The following is a 20,189-nucleotide window of genomic DNA, read 5'->3' as shown; positions in this document are numbered from 1 at the left end:
AAGTTAGTGTTAAGCTGGGTAAAACTTGGCCCCGCGTTCGCATTTGTATTGTATGGATGACAGATAGGAATGACGGACGACGTGAATGAACAAGGTTCTCCTCATCGACGACGATGTCGAGCTGACGACGCTTCTGCAGGAATATCTGGCCGAGGAAGGATATGACGTCGCAACAGACACGGATGGTCGAGCGGCTATTGCCGCCGCCGCCGGCAATACGGTCGACATCATCGTGCTCGATATCATGATGCCGCGCATGAACGGGATAGAAGTTCTACAACGCATCAGAAAATTGAGCCGGGTTCCCGTGTTGATGCTGACGGCAAGAGGCGATGACATCGATCGCATATCCGGTCTGAACCTCGGCGCCGACGATTATGTGCCGAAGCCCTGCTCGCCGGGCGAACTTGCGGCCAGGCTGCGGGCGATCCTGCGCCGGGCGGGACAGCCGGCGGCCGGCGCATCGACCGATACGCTGAGGGCTGGCCAGCTCGTGATCCATCCGGGCAGCCGCACCGCTGAATGGCGCGGCGAGACGTTGGAACTGACCGGCACCGAATTCAGCCTGCTCGAAGTCCTTGCCCGCAGCGCTGGCCAACTCGTGTCGAAGCAGGACATCTCGAAGCGCGCCTTCGGAAAGCCGCTCACGCCGTTCGATCGCCGCATCGACGTCCATATCAGCAGCGTTCGTCAGAAACTCGGGCTCAGAGAGGACGGGCAATCCTGGATACAGTCCGTCCGGGGCCAGGGCTATCAACTTCTCGTGGACTGACCATGCCCCGGCTTTTCTGGAAGTTCTTCACAATCATCTGGCTGACCCTGGCGACAACCGTCGCGGTCATCATCATTATCGTCAAGCTGCTTCAGGCGGTGCCCTTCGCCAAGGAACTTGAGGAGGAACGCCGGACGCTGGTGCTGAACCTGACTGAGAACGTTCTGGTTCAGGACGGCGAAGACGCGGCCGCGCATTTCGTGCGCATGAGTGAAAAGACGCGACCGCTCGGCCTGACCCTTTCCAAGGTCGCCGACGCCAACGCCTGCAAACAGGAGAAAACGGCCGATACGAGATCCGTCTTGAGGGACGGAGTTTGCTATCGCATTTCGTTGTCAACTCCGATCAGTTTCAGCTTGGAGACCTTGGCTCCATTGATGCCGTGGATCACGATCCTGATTTCGGCCACGATATCGGCGGGCGCGCTCGCCCGATATCTCATTCGCCCGGTCGTTCATCTGCGTGACGGCCTGAGTGCGCTCGCCCATGGCCGTTTCGACTTCCGCATCGGAGACAAGATGGCCGGCCGAAAGGACGAGGTCACCGCGCTCGCGCATGATTTCGATTCCAGCGCCGCGCGGCTGCAGGAGCTCCAGGATGCGCAGCAGCGACTGTTTCATGACGTATCCCATGAGCTGCGTTCGCCCCTGTCCCGCCTGCAGGCCGCCGTGGGCGTGCTTCGTCAGAACCCGGCGAAACTCGACCTCATGCTGGACCGCATGGATCGCGAGGTCGAACGACTCGATGTGCTGGTGGGGGAGATCCTGACGCTTGCCCGCCTGAACGCCGGAGCCAGCCTGCCTTTGAAAACGCAATCCCTTGATGTCATCGAGCTGTTGAACGAGATCCTCGGCGATGCGGCATTCGAAGCTCAGGCACGGGAGGTCTCGATTACCTCCAATGTCGGCGGCATATTCCTGGCCGAAGTCGAAGGCGAGCTGATCTATCGGGCGCTTGAAAACGTCATTCGCAATGCCGTCAAATATACCGCCCCGCATTCGAGCATATCGGTCTCCTGCGAGACGACGACTGATCTCCTCAAGATCCGCGTGACGGATCAAGGGCCGGGTGTTGGGCGAGATGAGCTCGAACGCATTTTCCAGCCGTTCTCCCGTGGCGACGACGCCGTGCCGGAAGGTGGATATGGCCTCGGCCTCGCAATCACCAGGCAGGCGGTCGAGCGTCACGGCGGGCGGGTCGCCGCATCGCTGCCGGCAGCCGGCGGCCTGGCTCTCACTCTTGAAATCCCGCGGCGGCCGGCGATGTTTGGCCCGACAAGCGATCGCGCCTGATCCGGCTCGACCTTCAGGACGCATGGCGCCACAGCCGCGCGTGTCTTTACCCAATTTTACACTGTCTTAACGGCCATTAACGCTGGCGTGGCTACACCTGGGCCGCGATCCCTGTTCCGGGGATTCCATCAAATGCCCTCCTTCGACGAAGCGCTCTTTCGTCTGCCACACAGGAAGAAATTGAATGATATCCCTGCGTTATTCCTCACTGGCGTTGCTGCTTATGCTGGCAGGATGCGTGAGCGGTCCGGATCATGTCCCCCCGCAGATGCCGCTTCCGGCAAAGTTCACGGAAGGGGGAGCCAAGAGCAATAACGATGTTTCAACGACCCGGTGGTGGACAGCCTATCGCGACAAGCAGCTCGACAGTCTGGTGGCACGCGGCTTGTCCCGCAACCTCGATGTGCAGCAAGCATTGGAGGAAATCAATCAGGCCTCCGCAAATGTCGTCACCGCCGGCGCTGGCGGATTACCGAGCCTCGATCTCAGCGCATCGCATACGGTTTCGGGTGAAAAAGGTTCGCTGCGCACGACCACAGGCACCACCAACACAACCACCGGCGAGGCCAGCGCCTCATGGCTGCTCGATCTATTCGGCCGGTACCGTCGCGCGACGGAGAGCGCGCGCGCCGCTTTGGATGCAGCCTACGCTTCGGCTGATGACGAGAAACTCTCCGTGATGAAGGATATTGTGTCGAGCTACATCGATGCACGCTATTACCAAGAGCGCATCGCGCTTTCCAACGCGAACCTGAAATCCCGGCTCGAGACATATGATCTTACCAAGCAACAATCGAGTGCCGGCGCCGCTTCTCGTCTCGATGTCGTCCAGGCCGAAGGTTTGGTGCAATCGACGCGTTCGGAAATCCCCGGCCTTGAAAACAGCTTCAATAGCGAAGTTCATCATATAGCGACATTGCTTAACATGCCGGCATCGACGATGAAGGCGGAGCTGCGCAAGGATGCTGCACAGCCAGTGTTCAACGGCACGATACAAGCCGGCGTTCCGGCCGATCTGATCCGCAATCGTCCCGATATACGAAAGGCCGAGCGCGAATTGGCGGAGGCCGTTGCCAATATCGGCGTTGCCGAGGCTAAGCTTTATCCGTCCATCTCCCTGTCCGGCTCGATCTCTCCAAGCCGGGTCGGCTCGACGGCAAGCAATGCCGGAAGCCTGACCAGCTGGTCCTTCGGCCCCACCCTTGACCTGCCGATCTTCGATGGTGGAAGTCTGCGTGCCGATGTCGATAGCGCAAGATCCAAGGCCAAAACAGCGTATCTAGCCTGGAAGGATACGGTGAACAGTGCGGCGGAAGACGTGGAAAACGCTCTTTCTGCCATTCATCGCGATGCAGAGGCTGAGGCAGCGCTGCGCAATCAGGTCAAGACGGCGCAGGAATCTCTGCGGCTTTCGACCATGAGTTACAAAGATGGGGCATCCTCATTGCTCGACGTCCTGACTTCGCAGCGTGACGTTTCCGATGCGCAGGCAAGTCTTGCCGAAGCCATTCAGACGCTTGCCAAGGACTATGTTGACCTCCACGTCGCAATAGGTGCGGGTTATCGTTCTCAAGAAGCGACGTTGAACTCAGCGGCACCGGCAGCGACACCATGAGCCGCAATGGTAATTGAAGCGAGCGCTTGAGTATTGAGCTGTCGTACCGACGCTATCCCATAGCGGGGCGATCTGCCGTGCTCAGTCGGCAATAGATCGGTCTCCATCCTGCCTCCGGAAAGACCGCTCTTCTCCAGTTTTACCCAACTTTACACTGCCTTTACGGCCATTAACGCCGGCATTGCTAAAGCACAGCTACGATCCCTGTTCAGAAGATTTGCCACATGAGTTTTTGCCTTAGGCTTGCTGACGTCCGCCGACAAACCTTAGCCGCCGCTGCTCTTGCAATACTTCCCTCTTGTGCGAGCGTGCCCCTGCACCAGGGTACTTCTCTCAGTTCTTATACGGATATGGCGGCATCGGGAGGTTCGCTGACCAAGGCGAAGCTGCGGGTGGACCCAGCGTCAGTTCTCAATGCACGCACGGTACGCATCATGCCGACATCGGCACAGCTCGGCAACAGCGGTGCATTGGACCCGAAGGGTCTTGCGCTTGTCACCAACGCCATAGACCGAGCTCTTTGCGTTGGCCTCAGCGACCGTTTTCAGATCGTGGCTGCCAACCATCCGGCGGATCTCGTCGTCCATGCCACGGTCACCGATATCGTTCCAACAAATAGGACGGCCGCCGCAACATCCGCCGTCGCATCGCTCGGCGCATCGGTCGCACTCGCCGTTCCAATTCCAAGGCTTCCAATTGGCCTCGGCGGGCTGTCCGTCGAAGCGGAAGCGGTCAGTCAGGATGGGACGCAGAAAGCGGCGATGCTTTGGTCGCGCGGGGCGAATATGCTGACGACAAGGGCGCGGATCTCCACAGTCGGGGATGCCTACTCCCTCTCCTCCGCATTCGGCGGTGACTTCAGCCGCATGCTGGTCAAAGGTCGCGATCCATTCAAGGGAACGCCGACCATGCCGTCGATGCAAAAGATAAAGGCATCGCTCGGTGGCGCTCCGAAATACGACGCCTGCAAGGCGTTCGGATCTTCCCCCGGCATCACGGGAGCGGTCGCCGGCCAGTTGGGCCTACCGCCGGGCTGGAGCGACAAAGGAGCGGCCGCTTCGCAGTAGACGTTGCCACTGCCCCTCAGCATGAGCCTACAAGGCTCCAAACGAATAGAACAAGGAAAGGATATCGACCATGAAGATGCATCTGAAGCTTGCGGCAATCGCCGTAATTCTTGCTTCAAACCCCGCATTCGCGACGGAAGGGCAGGCTTATCTTCCGGCCCAAAAGGCCGCTGCCATGCTTGCCGACGGAGCTCCCTGGATGGCCGACGCGCCCGATGGCAAGACGCTCAAAGTCACGCTCAACAAGGATGGCACTGGAAGCATACGCGGCCCCCTGCCGTTTGCGCTCTCCGTCACCTGGACGGTTAAGGGCGATGCGATGTGCCTCTCCGGCAAGATGGGGACGAAGTGTCTAAGATTCCGCGAGGTTTCGGGCGGGCTCCAGTCTTGGGACGGCGACAAGCCGGATCTGAAGTTCAGCCGCTAGGGGTTGTCGGTCGCGTTTGCCGCCCGGAAGTCACCAATCAACGGAATGAACCTCCCCGGCCGACTGTTCTTCGGCTGCCGCTGAGCAGAGGTTCTTTCGCGCAGCGATAAAGTCGATGAAGGTGCGAACCTTGGCTGAAAGGTATTTTTTGCTGGGATAAACGGCATGAAGAGTGGCGTTGAATGTCACGGCCTTGGGAAGCACCAACTCCAGGCGCCCTTCGGCAATGTCATTCTGCGTCATCCATATCGGCAAAAAGACGAGGCCCATATCCTCGAGCGCGGCCAGGTGCAGCATGATCTCGTTTTCGCTTTGCATGACGGGTCGGAAATTCACCGTTTCCGGTCCCTCTGTTCCCTTGATCGCCAAGCCGCCGTTCATGTTCATGCCGCTATAGGCCAGCAGCGCGTGACCATTGAGATCAGCCACCTCGGTAGGACGCCCTGTTCGTGACAGATAGCCGGGAGATCCGACGAGATGAAAGGCAACCTGCATCAAAGGGCGCGCAACAAGGCTCGGATCGAGCCGCTCGGGTGCGGTCGCCCGCAAAGCGAGATCGAAGCCCTCATCCACCAGATTGACGATCCGGCCACTGAGATCCATGTCGAAGCGCACGTCGGGATAGCGCTGCTGATATTCGGCAAGCACGCGGGCGATGAGCGAATTTGCGGCCCATACCGGGGCACTGAACTTTAGTGTTCCGCGGGGCATGACCGTGACGTTGCTCACGGCGGCTTCCACCTCATCCAGTCCGTCGAGCATCTGCCTGGTCTGGTTGAAATAGAGCATGCCGCTCTCGGTCATGCTGACGTGCCGGCTGGTTCGGTTCAGCAGCCGCGTTCCCAGCCGGCTTTCCAAGTGCATCACATGTTTGCTCGCCATGGCGGGCGAGAGGCCAAGGCGATCTGCAGCCACTGTGAAGCTCTTAAGTTCAGCCACCGCGCAAAAGACGCGCAAACTCGTCAAGGTGTCCATTGATCATCAACTCTGAGGAAATAGTTCTTCAATGTAAGGCACATTGATCAACATTGGCGAAAAGTTCAAGGTCTGACCATCAAGCCGGGATGCCATGCGGCATCCGCACAGTTCGACAAGGGCAGATCCTATGAATGAGCTTAGTCTTCCGACCTATTTCGTCAGCCATGGCGGCGGTCCCTGGCCTTATATCACCGATGGATTCCGCCGTAACTTCGACAAGCTCGAGCAATCTCTAGTCGAAATGCGCGCGGAACTCGGCAATGCAGTCCGGGCGATCTTGGTCGTTTCCGGCCATTGGGAAGAACAGCGCTTCGCCATATCTTCAGGCGCCCAGCCGGGGATGGTCTACGACTATCACGGCTTCCCCGAATATCTTTATCACATCAAATATGGTGCGCCGGGCCAGCCTGAGCTTGCCAAGCGCGTGCAGGCTCTGCTGCAGGGACGCGGCATTGAGGCTGCGCTCGATCCGACCCGTGGTTTCGACCATGGTACTTTCAGTATCCTGAAGCCGCTCTATCCCGAGGAAAACGTGCCTGTCGTTCAGCTCTCGCTGGACGTGAGCTACGATCCGGCATTGCATCTTGAAGCCGGGCGCGCGCTGGCGCCGCTGCGCGATGAAGGCGTGCTGATCATCGGAAGCGGCCTCAGCTATCACAATCTGAGGGCCATGCGGGGCAATGAAGGCCACGAGCCATCCCGCCAGTTCGATGCGTGGCTCCAGCAGACGCTGGTCCACTCTTCTCCCTATGAGCGAGCGAAGCTGTTGCTCGAATGGGAGCAGGCACCATCTGCCCGTGCTGCGCATCCACGCGAGGATCATCTCATCCCGCTGATGGTGGCAGTCGGGGCCGCAAGAGATGAACCCGGCGCCGTCACCTACCATCAGAATGACTTCGCAGGCGGGCTCACGGCTTCCAGCTTCCGCTTCGGCAATGCGCCCATCGCCGCGTCAGGCCAATGATGAAGCGCTGAAAAGAAAATCGAAATCAACACCACCGCCGCTTGACGATCTCAACGGCCATTCAGGAGAAATATCATGTTGAACACCACGAAATGGACGCCTCATGTCCTCGCGATTTTGCGGATCGTGACCGCACTGCTGTTCCTCGAACACGCGACGATGAAATTCTTCCAGTTCCCGGCGGCAATTCCGGGCGTGCCTTATCCATTGCCGGCCATCATGCTCATCGCCGGCGCAATCGAGATCGTCACTGGATTGCTGATTACCGCCGGTCTTTTCACGCGCGTCGCCGCCTTTGTCGCCTCGGGCGAAATGGCCGCCGCCTACTGGATGGCGCATGCGCCGCAAGGTTTCTGGCCCGCGCTCAACATGGGCGAGCCAGCCATCATGTTCTGCTTCATCTTCCTCTTCATCGCCTTTGCCGGCGCCGGTAGCTGGGCATTGGACAACATCCGACGCTCGTCTTCGAACCAGATCTCAGCCACCAAGAACGCATAAGCCAACGTACTTCCGTCGGACGGCAGGGGCGTATCGCGCTCATGCGATCTGATCAAACGTCCGGCGGAAGACCGGAATTTTGTGAAAGCAACACCAGACATCTGGAGACAAGCAATGAAGGCTGCTCTTCTGAAATCCTATGGCGGTATCGAGCAATTTGAGATCGGTGATATTCCGACACCGAAGCCGGGAGCCGGTGAAGTCCTGATCAAAATCGAAGCTTCGGCCGTTAACCCCTTCGATCTCATCCTGCGCCAAGGTTTTATGGCTCAGTACATACCGCTTCCGCTGCCGGCAGTACTGGGCGGGGACGCCGCTGGCACGGTATCGGAAATCGGTGAAGGCGTTACGGGCTTTGCGGTCGGCGACAGGGTCGTTGCCGACTTCTCAGCGAATGGCAAAGGCGCCCATGCCGAATTCGGACTCGTGCCCGCAACCTCCGTTGCCAAGCTGCCCACCGCACTGACGTTCGAACAGGGAGCGGCCTTGGTTAAGGCTGGCCTTACCGGGCGGCAGACGGTGGACGCCTTGGGTATCAAGGCAGGCGACCGTGTATTGATCTCGGGTGCGCTCGGCTCTGTCGGACGCGCCGCAATCCAATACATCCACCAGATAGGTGCCAAACCTGTCGCCGGCGTTCGGCCAGAGCGGTTGAATGAGGCGCAGGAGCTAGCGGGAGAAGCCTTGGATATCACGGTGCCGGCCGAGAGCCCAACCTTTGATTACGCGATCAGCGCCGCGGCGCCTGTGGCAGCAAACCTCATTGGACATGTGAAAGACGGCGGCCAAATCGCCAGCATCGTTCCGGTGCCCGAGGGCGCCAACACGGACAAGCGCGTGATCATCCACGAACTCTACCATCGAACCGATGCTGCCACGCTCGACGCGGTGCTGGACGCAGCCGCGCGGGGAGCGCTCGTGATACCCATATCGCACAGCTTCCAGCTGGAAGAGATCGGTGCGGCCCAAAACGCGGTCGCCGCGGGAGCTCAAGGGAAGGTCGTTTTGAAACACTAATGGGAAAAATCCTCCCGCGATGAGGTTTCGTCCCAGCCGTTCCGGCCGGCATTGCGGGGAGAGAACGATAATATCACGGGGAGCCGGTTCTGGTCGCAGAACCGGCTCCAACCGCATAGCGGCACTTCGCCAAACCAGCCTAAAATGCTTTGATCAATGTTCCGACCGTGACGTGCGGAAAGCTCTTGCCTTTGAAATTCAGCAAGCCGGTTTGCGAATATTGCAGTTGCAGAAACTCGTTACCCAGAGCGTCCACGACAGTTTCGATGGCAAAGACGGAGTCGAGATCGAGCGTATTGGCATTAGTTGTGATGAACGGGATATTTGCGATGCCGCCGGCCGTGGAGGTTATCAACCGTGTGATCTTCTTGAGCGTCTGCCCCTGCTCGAAGACCTGACGGTTCAAGGTATCCCGCAGCACCTGGTTGGGGTCATCGATCATCGCCTGAACAATGCCTGCCGGGACAGGATTGGTTCGGAATTGGCTCGGAATGGCGAGATCATATTCCGGATACGGATTCTTGCTGCCGGGTTCCGGCGGCTTGCCGTCTATGGGGAAGGGTATCGTATTGGCCGGCGGAATCTCCGGCACTTTGTTAAACTCCGCATGCTGTACGAAACCAACCGTACAGAAGGCGTTGCCGTGGGGGATCGTGCCCAACCTCGCAATGCTCGCATCGGCCTTTGGCGCAGTGGTTGCCGGGATAGTCAGCCACATGCCGGGTTCGATATGAAGCGCGCCGCCATTGGTGCCGTCCGTGACGCGATGCAGATAGGTGACGCCATAAATGGCGATATCGCCTTGCTCGCTGCCACGATTGAAGACGGGGGAGCCGATCGAAGTGAATTCGATCGTTTCATGCAACAGATTGAGTTGAAGGTAGAAGCCGTTTTCGCTGCGCCCGGAATAATCGGGACGAGCAATAAGGCTGAAACCCGTCCCCTCCCAGAAGCCCGGAAGATCCGCCAGGGCGCCGAGTCGATCGGCGGTGACCCGCTGAGACGGTGCCACGCGCCGCAATGTGGTCAGGCCCCGCATGTGAAGAGGTGAAGGCTGTATTTCGTTCATCGTCGTCACCAGTCCTTTTTGTGATATTGGTCGGTGTCAAGCGGATCGATTAAAGCGCTGAAAGTTACTCAAGCTTTGCGAATTCCTCCCGGAGGGTTTCCAAACCGTCGCGGGCGACGTCGTAGGCACTGGATTGGTCCGCCACCGGCTGATCCTCGCCGGGAATCCAGAACTTGCGACGGGTTAGACGCAGGCCGCCGAGAAAAGCCGGCACCGCGTTGAAGACTTCAATCAGGAACGGGCCGTCATAGACCGGCAGGATCGGCGCAAGGAAGCTTTCCCAGGGGATCCAGCAGTCCTTCAACGCGCCTCGATCGGGCGCAGAAATATGTATGTAGTTCAGCCGACGCTGCGCCACGGTGTTACGCAAGTCGTTCTGGAAAGCCGCAGGCCCGCTGCTTCCAAGCACCACATGGGCGCTATCGATGGTCAAGCCCGCCTGAGAACTGCCGACCCCTTCCAGAAAATCGAGCACGTCCGAGACCATGTTCGGCGCCGGTGTTTCCCAATGGTCCACCGGCTCGATCGCGAGCTTGACCGCCCTCTTCTCCGCATAATTGGCGAGTTCCTCGATAATCGGCCGCGCGAGCCTGTAGCGAGGTTCAAGCCGATCCTGCAGCGCGTCGCTCCATAGCGGCGTGCCGGAATCGAGCGTCGGAAAGACGCCATAAGGAAAGACGATCGGCCCCGCCATGACGGTCTTGCCACCCAGGATCGACGTGATGTCGACGCGGGACTTCAAATAGGCCAAGGCGCCTTCCCGCTGTTCGCGGAAAGGCGACGTGGGATCGAAGGTCCGGGTTGTCCCGACATTGGTCGTGAAGCGTATCGTTTCCAAGCCGGCGGCGTCCAAGGCTTGCTTGAAGCGGGCGTAGCTGTCGATCTCGGCCTGATGGTCGCTCGTCTGCTGGGCGGCGATCGGCAAATCGAAGCCGTCGTAACCCATGGCGAGAAGGGCCTTGATGTGATCGATCAGGATTTGAGTATAGGCCCGATCATTCGGCCGCAGGTCCGCCGTAAACATGAACAGGCTCAGCAAAATCTCTCTTTTTGCGCCCTTGTCCATGGCTACCACCCAAGCGTCTCGTGCAGATAGGCACGCGCCATCTTGGCATAACGGAGCGGATTGGCCTTTGCCGGATCTTGCTCTGCCTCGATCACCAGCCAACCGGCAAAATTGGCCTCAGCGAGCGTCGCAAGAATTTGCGGGAAGGTCTTTATCGAGCCGTCGCCGGGAACGGTGAATATGCCGGCCTCAATGGCCGCCTCGAAGGAGAGCCCTTCTGCATGAACGCGGCTTACGACATCGGCGCGGATATCCTTCAGGTGGATATGCTTGATGCGGGAGGCGTATTTCTTGGTGACAGCCAGGGGATCGACGCCGGCGGCGGCAAGATGGGCGGTATCCAGCAACAGATGGACGATATCCGGATCGGTCCTTTCCATCAGCCGATCGACGGCCGAAGCGATCATCACACCGGTGCCGAGATGCGGATGGTAGCAAAGGCGTCGACCTTCTTCCCGGGCAATCCTGCCGATCTGATGCAGTCCATCCACCAATCGATCCCACTGTTCGTCCGTCAACGTCGGGCAATTCGGAAACAGCGCGAATGGCAGCGGATTGACGGCATGGCCGAACTCGGCCACGACAAGATCTGCTCTCCTCGGATCCGTGCTGCCGCGCTCCATCTCCTCCAGAAAGGCGAGTTGCTCGCGAACCTTTGCGATTGTCTGCTCTTTCATGGCTTTAATCGTGAAATAGGTGCTGACCCATGGTTCAGAGACGCGCAGACCACGCAGGTCGAGTGCCGCCTTCAGGACCTTGGGGTTCGTCGGATATTTGTGGCCGATGCTGCAGCCGACATAGCCGGCAAGAGCCATTTCACTGATGCATTGCTCGAAGGGAATTCCGATGTCGATATTGATGAAATCGTCGTTCCACCAAAGCGTCGGCGTGATTCCGAGCCAAACTTTTTCGGGGGAGAGTCGAGGTGTTTGCGTGCTCATTTTGCCAATCCTTCGTTGCGGTTGACTTGAACTTCCTTGACTTGCGCATTCGCATGCCCGCCCGCGAATGCCGGAATCCGTGGCGGGGACGCCCATGACCCGTAACCCGGGGCCTTCGCGCCCGCGGGATGGGCTCCGATCGCCTTCCACATCAGGCCCTCGGCATAGGCCGCCGGCGATACGACAAAGGTCACGTCCTTTGACCTCACACCGAACGCCTCGAACCAGGCCGTCGGCAGTTCGTACCAAGTGCCGACGTACCAGAGCTTGATGATGTTTCGCGCGACCGGGCCAAGTTTCTCGCTTCCAAAAACCTCCCGGCGCAGACGTGCCTTCCGCTTGGACGAAGGCTGGCCTTCCGTCTCCAGACAGATCTTTTCGTAGGTGAAAAGCAGTTCGTTCAAGATCTCGTCGCCAACTGCGGCGGTAACGGTCGCAAGGTAGGCTTCTACCTGGCCTGTGGCCCACAATTCGAAGGTGGCAAAGGCGCTCACCTCCGTCGAGAAGGCAAGAAAGTGGTGCGAATGATCTTTGGTACTCATACCCGCGCCTCCTCGACCGCCACGCCGCGCGCCAGTTCTTTGTCGCCAATCTCAAACGTCGCCATCGCATATTGGCCGGGGTGGTTGGGCAGGGGATTGCGGATCAGGTCTCCCATCAGATTCCTGAATTCGAACATTCTGGGCACTGCCTGCAGCAGCAACTGCGGCTGGCCGTTGAAAGCCAGCGTCAATTGCTCGAGGAATTCCGCATAGGTTTGATTGAACGAGAGCGCCGCCTCGTAGAGTTCGGGGCTCTTATTACCGTCAATGTCGCCGAGTTTCAGATCGGGTTTGACCGGATAAACCGCCTGCCAATCGACGCTGAAGGTCGGGCCGGTCGGATGGCCGGGCCTGTCCTCGGGCTGGTAGTAGCGCTCTCTGTCCAGCTCGTCGAAGCGGTAGTAATGCGCGAGTTCTCTCTCATGGTCATAGATGCCGCCACCGGCACCTTCACCCTGTTCCATCACCAGGCGAATCGCCGATCTTGCGCTTTCGATATCAATGACGGGAAAGAGCTCGCCGCCGCCGGAGTAGTAATATTCCGATGTGACCTGGCGCTTCCGATCCCCGATGAAAATCGTCTTACCGGCGGCATTCGCTTCCTTCTCAAGACGCTCGAATCCGTCTTCGATGGCAGCGTAGAAATCCCCAATGCTGTAATATTGCATGTCGCTGGCGCCCGGATAGCTTGCAAGCACCGACACGCTTCCACGGTACAGGCGTTTCACGAGCTTCTGTGATCCCGGGGCGAGACGCGGACGCTCGATCTTCTTGAAGATCGCAAGCGTCTCCTTGCTGAATGACGCCAGACTCACTTTGAAATCTGTTTCACCGTCGGGAAGATGAGCGGGGTAGGAAGGCACGAATCCTGGCCTGGTCAGATCAGGGGTTCCGCCGATGGCGTTCAGAAGGTTTGCCGCAACCGTCAAGTGCAGCATTTCCTCAACCGCGACCACCCGAATGACTTGGACAGCATCCACGTTGGTGCCGGGCTTGATCGAATAAAGCGCCGTCAGATAGGGCGGAATGGTTGCATGTTCCAGTTGCATTGCTGCGTACAGATGCTCCTTGAGAGCATGAAGCGTTGTAATAGTGTCAGACATGCTGGCTTCTCCGATTGTTGTGCGCGCGGAAGCGGTCCGAGGCTTATCGTTGCAACTGTTTCAGCATTGCTCGAGCGCTGCGGTAGCACAGTGCGGCGAGGGTCAAGGTGACGTTGGCGGTACCGATGGTGGGCATGCTCCCGCCCCCGACTAGGTAGAGGTTGTCGTGCTCCCATGAGCGCTGGTCGATGTTTACCGCCGACCTCTGCTTGTCCGATCCCATGATGTGGGTGCCGGCCAGGTGGTTGCCGCCACGGATGGCATAGCCTTGGCCCTCGTAGTTCACGTAGCCGTAATCGCTGGGGTCGTAGCGGGTGTGGTCGGCTGCACCGAGCCGGGCAAACATGGTCTTTGCGAACTCCCGCGCATAGGCGGCACCACGCATCGTGTATTCAGGAACCGTGAACGAGACGACCGGCCGCATATTGCCGAGCAGATCGGTATATTTCGGATCGACCGTGACGCGATTGCTCTCGACCGGCATCACTTCGATCATGAAGGCGAGCAGCAATTGGCTCGAAATGCGGTCTATCAGGCCCTGCCTTAGATCGCCGCCGAAGCGGTTATGCTGGTCTACGAGCTCAGTGACGTCGGAATAGGGCGAGCCGACAGCCCAGCCCCAGCCATCATTGTGGATATCGACGCTGAAGGCCGCCTGATGCCGCCTGAAAGCCCCGCCGCGCAAATCCACGATGCCGCCGGTGCAACTCGTGCCACGCATGGTGCCGCAAACCTCCGGCATCAGCGCCCAGCTCAGCAAATAGGCGTGATCCATCAGGTTGCGGCCGATCAGCCCGCTCGAACTCTGCAGGCCCGATGCCAACATCAGCCGCGGCGTTTCGATGGCGCCTGCGGCCAGCACGAAGATCTTGCCCCTGACGGCGATCGTTTCATATTCAGCCGAGGCCTCATTCTTGTAGACCTTGACCTCGAGTGCAGTCACCCGGCCCGAGTCACTGTCGATCAGAACGCGCGAGGCGACAGCCTGTGCGAGGAGATCGACGCGGCCGGTCTGGAATGCTTTCGCCAGCGTTTTCCCGGAATGATAGCGCGCCTGCACGGGACAGATCGGAACGCAGTTCGTGTTGCCCTGACAGCGTCCCCCCTCCTCGACCTCGTGCGTATTGACCGCACCGACCGGCACATATCCCTTGCCACCGTCATAGGCTGGATTGGGGATGCCGTTGCGTCCCTGGGGATAGGGCCGCACCTTGACGGGATAGGTCTCGCCGCGGAGCTCGACCGTGGTTCCGTCGATGCCCTCTGCCACCTTCTGGTCCAGGTAGGAAAGCGGCAGACCCCGCATGGGATAGACGTAACCGGGGGGAAAGGTGATATCGAGATAGCTCTGGTCCTCGACATCGGCCGACACGCCGATCTCGCGCTCGGCAGTCTGATAGTCCGCTTCGATATCGCGATAGTCCAGGGGCCAATCGAGCCCCTGACCGTACAGTGCGTTCGACTTGAAGTCCTCCTGCAACAGTCGCGGCGTTTTGGCTTCCCAGTGCATGGTCGTGCCGCCAAAAATCCGCGTATAGGTCGTGTCGGTCACGTAGGGGCCGGATTGCACCATATAGGTCGAGGCGTCGGTTTCGCCCGGCTGGAGCTTGCGCAGCTCCCCGCTACGCGGCATCGGAACATTGGGATTGACCGGATAGGGCGACTGGTTGTCCTTGCTTGCTGCACTATAAAAGTTGGTTACTAGGGCATCATATCCGGCTAAGGTCCGGTTCGTTCCGGACGCAGCTTCCAGGACGAGGACACGCTTGCCCTCCTTGCTGAGCTCATTGGCGATGATGGCGCCCGAGATGCCGGTGCCGACGACCACCGCATCATAATTTCCGTCCGCAGCGACGGCTCCGGCGTCGGTCCTTCGCGCAGAGTCAATAGCAAACAGCATGGCGCACCTCCATTCTATGCGGTGAAAAACGGGTGCTGCTCTCTCGCCCTTCTTTCCGGTTGGCGCGCAGCCGACATGATAGATGCATTCCGCTTGCTCCCTTTTGCGTGGCGCGATCAAAGGACCGCTCCGGATAGATGAATTCGTCGGCCGGCTTTTGCCGGCACGCGCAAATGCGATCAGTGTGCGAAGGTCGCGATCAACCGATCCGCCGTCCGCAACGCCAAAGCCGATAGGGTCAACGTGGGATTGGATGTGCCAAGCGTTGGAAAGCTGCCGGAACCGACGACAAAAAGGTTCCGATGCTCCCAGGCCCGCTGGTCCATATCGAGGACAGAGCCGCCGGGATCCGCGCCCATGGCATGCGTGCCGGCAAAATGCCCCATGCCGTGGTAGCTAAAAGTGCGCCCCTCATATTGGACAGTGGGGAACCAGCTTCCCTTATCCGGATCGGTACAATCCTTTATTCCGGCTCGATGAAACACGGCTTCGGCGACGCCGGAGGCGGCCGCCATTCCGGCCAGCGTGTAGTCATCGATCCTGTAATCGATCACGGGGCGCGGATTGCCGAGGGGGTCGCGATAGCGCGGATCGATACTGACGCTGTTGGCAGCATCGGGAAGCTGTTCGACCGCAAGGGAGAAGCGGATTTGGCGCGGCAGCGTCGCTTCCAGTTCCCCACGCAGCGCCGAGCCGTAGAGCCCGCCGTTCATCACCGCCTGCAAAACCGCTGTATCGGGAGCTCCGGTGCTCGCCCGCCAGCCGTCATTGCCGATGTCGAAGCGGAATGCCGCGTGTTTTGAGCGAAACGCGCCGCCCCTCAAATCCTCAATGCCGGCCGTCGACTGCGGGCCTCTATAGGCACCGATCGAAGAGGGCGCGAGCCCCCAGGCATAGAGCGTCGGATGATCCATGAGGGTCTTGCCGACCTGACCGCGCGGACCGTCGATACCCGAAGCCAACATGAGCTTGGCATTTTCCACGGCATGGGCCGCCAAAACGTAGACCCGGGCCTTTGCGACGAAGGTCTTTGCCTCCGTCGAGGTCTGATCCTCGTAGCGCTGATATTCGATCCCCTTCACTTCGCCGCTTGCCGGATCGATACGGATCTTCGAGGCCACTGCCTGTGTCATGACAGTCAGCCGGTTCGAAGCCGCCTGAGCGAGGGTTTTGCTGGCGTTATATTTCGCCTGCACCGGACAGATCGGCGTACAGGATGTATTGCCTTCGCAGCGCTCTCCGAGATAGCCGGTGCCCACCGGCCGGTAGGACTTTCGCGGCAGCGAATTGCGAGCCGCCGGATAGCCTCGGACCTTGAGCCGGAACGACTCGTCCTGAAGCTGAACCTCCATACCGTCAACCGCCGCCCCGAGTACCCGATCCGAAAAACTGGGCGGGACGCGCTGCATTGGATAGTCGTAGCCGTCGGAGAAGCGAAGCCCGAGATAGTGCTGTTCGGAGACGTCGGCGGAAACGCCGATTTCGTGTTCGGCCTGCTCGTAATAGGGTGCGATGGTGTCGTAATCGATGGGCCAGTCCCGCCCGACCCCGTGAAGCGATCGCATGCGGAAGTCTTCCGGCAGCATGCGCAGCGACACGCCAAGCCAGTGGAGGGTCGATCCACCCCATAGCCGCGTGTAGCTGCTGCCATAGAGATTCGGCCCACGTTGGACGAAATAGCCGTTGTTCGAACGCAAATCGGCCGTGTCCGGTTGCGGGGCGGCGACCGCCGGCGGCCACGGCGATTCCGGGCCTTTGCTGTTTGCGGCGTAAAAGTGCTCCAGATGCTGCGTGTACTCGTTGTAGCTGCGCGTCGTGCCGGGTCCTGCCTCAAGCAGCAGAACCCGCATATCGGCCTTGGTCAGACGCTTGGCGATCAGGGCGCCGGCAACACCGGCGCCAACGATCACCACGTCAAAGGACATCTCGGTCGTCATGTCATCCCCCCGCGGGCGCCAAGGCCCATGCGCCGAAACCTTGCTGCTTGGCTCCCGGCGGATGGGCACCCGCCGCAAGCCATTGCAGGCCGGCCTGATAGGCCGCACCGGAGACCAGATGGGTTTTGTCGAGCGGCGATGCTCCAAAGGCGGTACGCCATCCCGCAGGCAATTGTTGCCAGGTGCCGCAGTACCAAAGCATGATCACGTTGCGCGCGATCGGCCCAAGTTGCGGATCCCTAAGAATTGCCGCTGATCGCTCACCATCCCGGTTCGCCGGCAGTTCTCGAAGGCTTTCGAGCAGATCGTTCACGATATCGACGGGAACGATCTGATCCAGCAGGCCGAGATAGGTTTCCGCCAGGCCGGTGGCGTGAAGCTGCATCGCGTTGAAACCGGTCAGCACGCTTGAGAGAGCAATGAAGCTTGCAAAGCGCTCGCTCATTTCTTGCCTCCGGACGTCCGCGCGGACTTGCTGGCGGCCTTACCGGACAATTTGCTTCCGCCGGTTTTGGCGCGCACCGCAGACAGAAATGATGCGTAGCTCCATGTCAGATTGTGCACGCTCTTTTCGTAGCCGGACGTGCCGTCGAACTGCTCGCTCAACTCATAACGATCGCTGTGATAGACAACCGCGCGCAGCATAGCGTCACCCGCGTTTCGCAGCGCGGCGGACGCATCGGCAATGGAGGTCGTGCTCGTCACCCCAACCTGTGCGAAGAAATCCTCGGACAGACTGTCCAAGGGAACCTTGCCTGCGTGATCGACGTCGTTTGCGAGACGATAGTAAAGCTCCGCAAAGTTGCATGTGCACAGGGCCCAGGGATGCCCGCCGGCGACGGGATGGGCGACATCGCCGTCATAGGTGTCGCCCGGATAGCGACCGAGGAGAGGACCAATCCCGCGTGCCTGATCCGTACCATTGATCGGGTAGAACGAATTGGAATTGGGGTCCGCCCACTGGCTGCGCAGGCGGGCTGCCGTCGCAAGCAACCTCGTGTCGGTTGTCGGCACCGCTCCATAGACACAGGCTGAAATGATGTCGATGTTTGGATCGTAGCCAAGGTCGCCGGAAACAATGGAAACGCCGGGACCGGCGCCCGGCGCCAGCATCGTCACATAGTACGAGCCGTTCCAATGATCCTGGAGGGCGTTTTCAAGCCAGGCAATTGCCGTTGGGACATTGGCGGCAACGCCGATGCCGTAGCTATTGGCGGCAACCTCCCGGAAACAGCGGAGCTGAACCGAGCGCGCAAAGAAGGACAGACCTTCGTGCTCCTCCCACAGATTGGTGGTGGGCTGCTGGTAGGCGCTGAGGAGATAAGAGATATTTGTTTCGATGACCTGTCTGGCGATGGCTTGTGTCGCTGCGTCCAACTGTGGATAGGCCTGCAGGAGGGCGAGGCTCTGAATGGCGGGGCCATCATTCTGTTCGGTCCAGGGACGCGGCTGCCCGGCCACGGTAAAGCATGCATGCCCCAGCGTCGGATGTGCATTGCTCTGACAGAGCCTGGCGAAGCTGACGTAATCCGTGAGACTCGGCACGCCTCCGCCTGGGGTTGCAGGCAAGTCGGCAGCCGCGATCTCGATGGCGGTGATGGCAGCGTCGCGCACCCAATTATAGACATAGTCTTGATCGACGCCGGGTGTGTTGGAAGGAAAGGAAGGCGCGGCGATAATGCATCCCGGCACCGAATATTGCCCGGGATTGGCGGGATCCTCGATGACATAGCCGTCGCTCGTGACATTGCGCAGCATCAGCAGAATGAAATATTTGGCGAGAGCTGCCAGATCGGTTTGTTGATAGGCCGCTTTCGGGTGCTGCCTTCCCAAAGCAAGCGGCACTCCCGCCCGAGCACGGGCCGTATGATGGATGGTGCTGGTGATGTTCATCTATTCCTCCCTCGAATGCATGAATGAGGCGCAGCCGCGCCCAAGTGAGTCAGGCGTCGGCTGGTCCCTTGACGCGGATCCAGGACATCTCGTTTACGGTGGTTATTCCGCCGCTCTCAGAAGGGGGCGTGCGTAAGATCAGTTCGTCGCCCTTAAGCTCGTAGGGGCGAACCTGTTCGGTTTCCGACCAATTGGGAAAGGAGCTGCCTTCGATCCGGTGCGTGACCTTGCCTTCGGCAACCCTGTAGCTGCCGAAATAAGCGAGGCACGTTGAGTATGCGGCCGCCCGCTCCTCTGCACTCCCCCCGAGAGGATCGCTGGTTTCGAAAGCCGGACGGTTTGCGGCCGTCATTTGCACCATCATCGTGCCGCTCGACGTGTAGACAAGCAAACCCGATGCTTCCTCACCAAGCGGATAGGAAACATCCCCCTTGCTGGTCGTCCTGCGCCATCCTGATAGTTTCCAAGATCCTTTAAGGCTGTTCATGGGCCCCTCTCTGCTTGCCGGAAACGTAATCGCTGCGCCCCGCACGGTCGTCTACGACCGTGACGCAAGGCTTTGAATTTGGTTCGACTTTCGGAATTCAAGCATTGGCGCTTCGGCACGAGATCGCGAAGACCTCGGCGCAAACGTCCCATCATTAGGCCTGAAGACTGATCGATGAGGCAGGACAAGTGCCCCTCCATCAGTCACACGTCATAATTTCCCGAAACAGGCCGCACATGCTGCGTGCCCGTGCCGGTCTCTCCTGGCCGCGGCCAAGCCGTAGCTTCACCGCCTCATCGACCCAGTAATGTTGAGGATCGATTCTGAAAGCTGACGATTTTTATTGGTGCCGACGGAAGTCGGCGCTTCCGTCGGTATCGGAGGTTTAAGCGGCGGGTTCGATCCCGCCTGCACAGCTCTTTGGAATTTCTTTCCCAGATGCCGAAAGATCGGCCAGGCAATGCCATTCTGCACGGCATTGCCTCCAACGAAAGATCATCGTTGGCCTCCGGTAAGCCCGCACCCGTTTGTCTGTTATTTCCTTCCCTTAATGTCGGATTTAACAGCTACCTTACGCAACGGTAAATAAGCAATTTTGCCTACCTTTAAGTGCATTTTCGA

General features: G+C 59.4%; 19 protein-coding genes. 8 read left to right on the top strand and 11 right to left on the bottom strand.

Annotated features, from left to right (window positions below):
• The first annotated feature begins 85 nt into the window (after window positions 1-85).
• The 5 genes from N2601_RS20900 to N2601_RS20880 all read left to right on the top strand — a co-directional run bounded on the left by N2601_RS20900 (window position 86) and on the right by N2601_RS20880 (window position 5,173).
• A complete protein-coding gene (locus tag N2601_RS20900) occupies window positions 86-772 on the top strand; it encodes a response regulator (protein ID WP_260304732.1) in 687 nt (228 codons plus the stop codon).
• 2 nt (window positions 773-774) lie between these two features.
• Complete coding sequence (locus N2601_RS20895; protein ID WP_260304731.1) at window positions 775-2,064, top strand: HAMP domain-containing sensor histidine kinase; 1,290 nt, start codon at window positions 775-777, stop codon at window positions 2,062-2,064.
• Window positions 2,065-2,248: 184 nt separating this feature from the next.
• The gene (locus N2601_RS20890; protein ID WP_260304730.1) at window positions 2,249-3,679 is read left to right on the top strand and encodes an efflux transporter outer membrane subunit; all 1,431 of its coding nucleotides are present in this window, start codon (window positions 2,249-2,251) and stop codon (window positions 3,677-3,679) included.
• 224 nt (window positions 3,680-3,903) lie between these two features.
• A complete protein-coding gene (locus N2601_RS20885) occupies window positions 3,904-4,746 on the top strand; it encodes a DUF3313 domain-containing protein (protein ID WP_260304729.1) in 843 nt (280 codons plus the stop codon).
• Window positions 4,747-4,816: 70 nt separating this feature from the next.
• Window positions 4,817-5,173: a hypothetical protein gene (locus tag N2601_RS20880; protein ID WP_260304728.1), complete on the top strand. Its 357-nt coding sequence runs from the start codon at window positions 4,817-4,819 to the stop codon at window positions 5,171-5,173.
• Between the two features lie 30 nt (window positions 5,174-5,203).
• Here the strand turns inward: N2601_RS20880 and N2601_RS20875 are convergent, their stop codons facing one another.
• Window positions 5,204-6,148 (bottom strand): LysR family transcriptional regulator, encoded by a 945-nt coding sequence (locus tag N2601_RS20875; RefSeq protein WP_260304727.1) that lies wholly within the window; start codon window positions 6,146-6,148, stop codon window positions 5,204-5,206.
• A 130-nt stretch (window positions 6,149-6,278) separates the two neighbouring features.
• Between N2601_RS20875 and N2601_RS20870 the strand changes: the two genes are divergently transcribed.
• The 3 genes from N2601_RS20870 to N2601_RS20860 all read left to right on the top strand — a co-directional run bounded on the left by N2601_RS20870 (window position 6,279) and on the right by N2601_RS20860 (window position 8,630).
• Window positions 6,279-7,115 (top strand): DODA-type extradiol aromatic ring-opening family dioxygenase, encoded by an 837-nt coding sequence (locus N2601_RS20870; protein WP_260304726.1) that lies wholly within the window; start codon window positions 6,279-6,281, stop codon window positions 7,113-7,115.
• Between the two features lie 75 nt (window positions 7,116-7,190).
• On the top strand, window positions 7,191-7,613 hold the full coding sequence (locus N2601_RS20865; RefSeq protein WP_260304725.1) for a DoxX family protein: 423 nt from the start codon (window positions 7,191-7,193) through the stop codon (window positions 7,611-7,613).
• A gap of 114 nt (window positions 7,614-7,727) precedes the next feature.
• A complete protein-coding gene (locus N2601_RS20860; protein ID WP_260304724.1) occupies window positions 7,728-8,630 on the top strand; it encodes an NADP-dependent oxidoreductase in 903 nt (300 codons plus the stop codon).
• 139 nt (window positions 8,631-8,769) lie between these two features.
• Here N2601_RS20860 and N2601_RS20855 read toward each other — a convergent pair whose 3' ends face one another.
• The 10 genes from N2601_RS20855 to N2601_RS20810 form a co-directional block, all read right to left on the bottom strand.
• The gene (locus tag N2601_RS20855; RefSeq protein WP_260304723.1) at window positions 8,770-9,699 is read right to left on the bottom strand and encodes an FABP family protein; all 930 of its coding nucleotides are present in this window, start codon (window positions 9,697-9,699) and stop codon (window positions 8,770-8,772) included.
• Between the two features lie 64 nt (window positions 9,700-9,763).
• Complete coding sequence (locus tag N2601_RS20850) at window positions 9,764-10,765, bottom strand: sugar phosphate isomerase/epimerase family protein (protein ID WP_260304722.1); 1,002 nt, start codon at window positions 10,763-10,765, stop codon at window positions 9,764-9,766.
• Window positions 10,766-10,767: 2 nt separating this feature from the next.
• Window positions 10,768-11,706, bottom strand: a complete 939-nt coding sequence (gene iolE / locus N2601_RS20845) for a myo-inosose-2 dehydratase (RefSeq protein WP_260304721.1) — start codon at window positions 11,704-11,706, stop codon at window positions 10,768-10,770.
• Complete coding sequence (locus N2601_RS20840) at window positions 11,703-12,248, bottom strand: hypothetical protein (RefSeq protein WP_260304720.1); 546 nt, start codon at window positions 12,246-12,248, stop codon at window positions 11,703-11,705. Before N2601_RS20840 ends, iolE begins: the two co-directional genes overlap by 4 nt.
• Window positions 12,245-13,351, bottom strand: a complete 1,107-nt coding sequence (locus N2601_RS20835; RefSeq protein WP_260304719.1) for a ferritin-like domain-containing protein — start codon at window positions 13,349-13,351, stop codon at window positions 12,245-12,247. The genes N2601_RS20840 and N2601_RS20835 overlap by 4 nt, the downstream gene beginning before the upstream one ends.
• Before the next feature lie 43 nt (window positions 13,352-13,394).
• A complete protein-coding gene (locus N2601_RS20830; protein WP_260304718.1) occupies window positions 13,395-15,251 on the bottom strand; it encodes a GMC oxidoreductase in 1,857 nt (618 codons plus the stop codon).
• Window positions 15,252-15,430: 179 nt separating this feature from the next.
• Window positions 15,431-17,188, bottom strand: coding sequence for a GMC family oxidoreductase (locus tag N2601_RS20825; RefSeq protein ID WP_260304717.1), 1,758 nt, complete (start codon window positions 17,186-17,188; stop codon window positions 15,431-15,433).
• A gap of 1 nt (window position 17,189) precedes the next feature.
• Window positions 17,190-17,633 carry a hypothetical protein gene (locus tag N2601_RS20820; protein ID WP_104826168.1) on the bottom strand — a complete coding sequence of 148 codons (444 nt, stop codon included), beginning with the start codon at window positions 17,631-17,633 and terminating at the stop codon, window positions 17,190-17,192.
• Window positions 17,630-19,081 carry a glycoside hydrolase family 15 protein gene (locus N2601_RS20815; RefSeq protein WP_260304716.1) on the bottom strand — a complete coding sequence of 484 codons (1,452 nt, stop codon included), beginning with the start codon at window positions 19,079-19,081 and terminating at the stop codon, window positions 17,630-17,632. The genes N2601_RS20820 and N2601_RS20815 overlap by 4 nt, the downstream gene beginning before the upstream one ends.
• A gap of 49 nt (window positions 19,082-19,130) precedes the next feature.
• Complete coding sequence (locus tag N2601_RS20810) at window positions 19,131-19,568, bottom strand: lipocalin-like domain-containing protein (RefSeq protein WP_260304715.1); 438 nt, start codon at window positions 19,566-19,568, stop codon at window positions 19,131-19,133.
• Between the last annotated feature and the right edge of the window lie 621 nt (window positions 19,569-20,189).

Source organism: Rhizobium sp. CB3060 (assembly GCF_025200735.1).
Lineage (GTDB): Bacteria > Pseudomonadota > Alphaproteobacteria > Rhizobiales > Rhizobiaceae > Rhizobium.
Note: the sequence above shows the minus strand (reverse complement) of the source record. Positions and strands in the feature narration are given on the sequence as shown.

Bases quoted from the DNA above. Each gene is read 5' to 3' on its own strand.
- N2601_RS20900 (WP_260304732.1), top strand. From the start codon at position 86: ATGAACAAGGTTCTCCTCATCGACGACGATGTCGAGCTGACGACGCTT.
- N2601_RS20895 (WP_260304731.1), top strand. From the start codon at position 775: ATGCCCCGGCTTTTCTGGAAGTTCTTCACAATCATCTGGCTGACCCTG.
- N2601_RS20890 (WP_260304730.1), top strand. From the start codon at position 2,249: ATGATATCCCTGCGTTATTCCTCACTGGCGTTGCTGCTTATGCTGGCA.
- N2601_RS20885 (WP_260304729.1), top strand. From the start codon at position 3,904: ATGAGTTTTTGCCTTAGGCTTGCTGACGTCCGCCGACAAACCTTAGCC.
- N2601_RS20880 (WP_260304728.1), top strand. From the start codon at position 4,817: ATGAAGATGCATCTGAAGCTTGCGGCAATCGCCGTAATTCTTGCTTCA.
- N2601_RS20875 (WP_260304727.1), bottom strand. From the start codon at position 6,148: ATGGACACCTTGACGAGTTTGCGCGTCTTTTGCGCGGTGGCTGAACTT.
- N2601_RS20870 (WP_260304726.1), top strand. From the start codon at position 6,279: ATGAATGAGCTTAGTCTTCCGACCTATTTCGTCAGCCATGGCGGCGGT.
- N2601_RS20865 (WP_260304725.1), top strand. From the start codon at position 7,191: ATGTTGAACACCACGAAATGGACGCCTCATGTCCTCGCGATTTTGCGG.
- N2601_RS20860 (WP_260304724.1), top strand. From the start codon at position 7,728: ATGAAGGCTGCTCTTCTGAAATCCTATGGCGGTATCGAGCAATTTGAG.
- N2601_RS20855 (WP_260304723.1), bottom strand. From the start codon at position 9,699: ATGAACGAAATACAGCCTTCACCTCTTCACATGCGGGGCCTGACCACA.
- N2601_RS20850 (WP_260304722.1), bottom strand. From the start codon at position 10,765: ATGGACAAGGGCGCAAAAAGAGAGATTTTGCTGAGCCTGTTCATGTTT.
- iolE (WP_260304721.1), bottom strand. From the start codon at position 11,706: ATGAGCACGCAAACACCTCGACTCTCCCCCGAAAAAGTTTGGCTCGGA.
- N2601_RS20840 (WP_260304720.1), bottom strand. From the start codon at position 12,248: ATGAGTACCAAAGATCATTCGCACCACTTTCTTGCCTTCTCGACGGAG.
- N2601_RS20835 (WP_260304719.1), bottom strand. From the start codon at position 13,351: ATGTCTGACACTATTACAACGCTTCATGCTCTCAAGGAGCATCTGTAC.
- N2601_RS20830 (WP_260304718.1), bottom strand. From the start codon at position 15,251: ATGCTGTTTGCTATTGACTCTGCGCGAAGGACCGACGCCGGAGCCGTC.
- N2601_RS20825 (WP_260304717.1), bottom strand. From the start codon at position 17,188: ATGACGACCGAGATGTCCTTTGACGTGGTGATCGTTGGCGCCGGTGTT.
- N2601_RS20820 (WP_104826168.1), bottom strand. From the start codon at position 17,633: ATGAGCGAGCGCTTTGCAAGCTTCATTGCTCTCTCAAGCGTGCTGACC.
- N2601_RS20815 (WP_260304716.1), bottom strand. From the start codon at position 19,081: ATGAACATCACCAGCACCATCCATCATACGGCCCGTGCTCGGGCGGGA.
- N2601_RS20810 (WP_260304715.1), bottom strand. From the start codon at position 19,568: ATGAACAGCCTTAAAGGATCTTGGAAACTATCAGGATGGCGCAGGACG.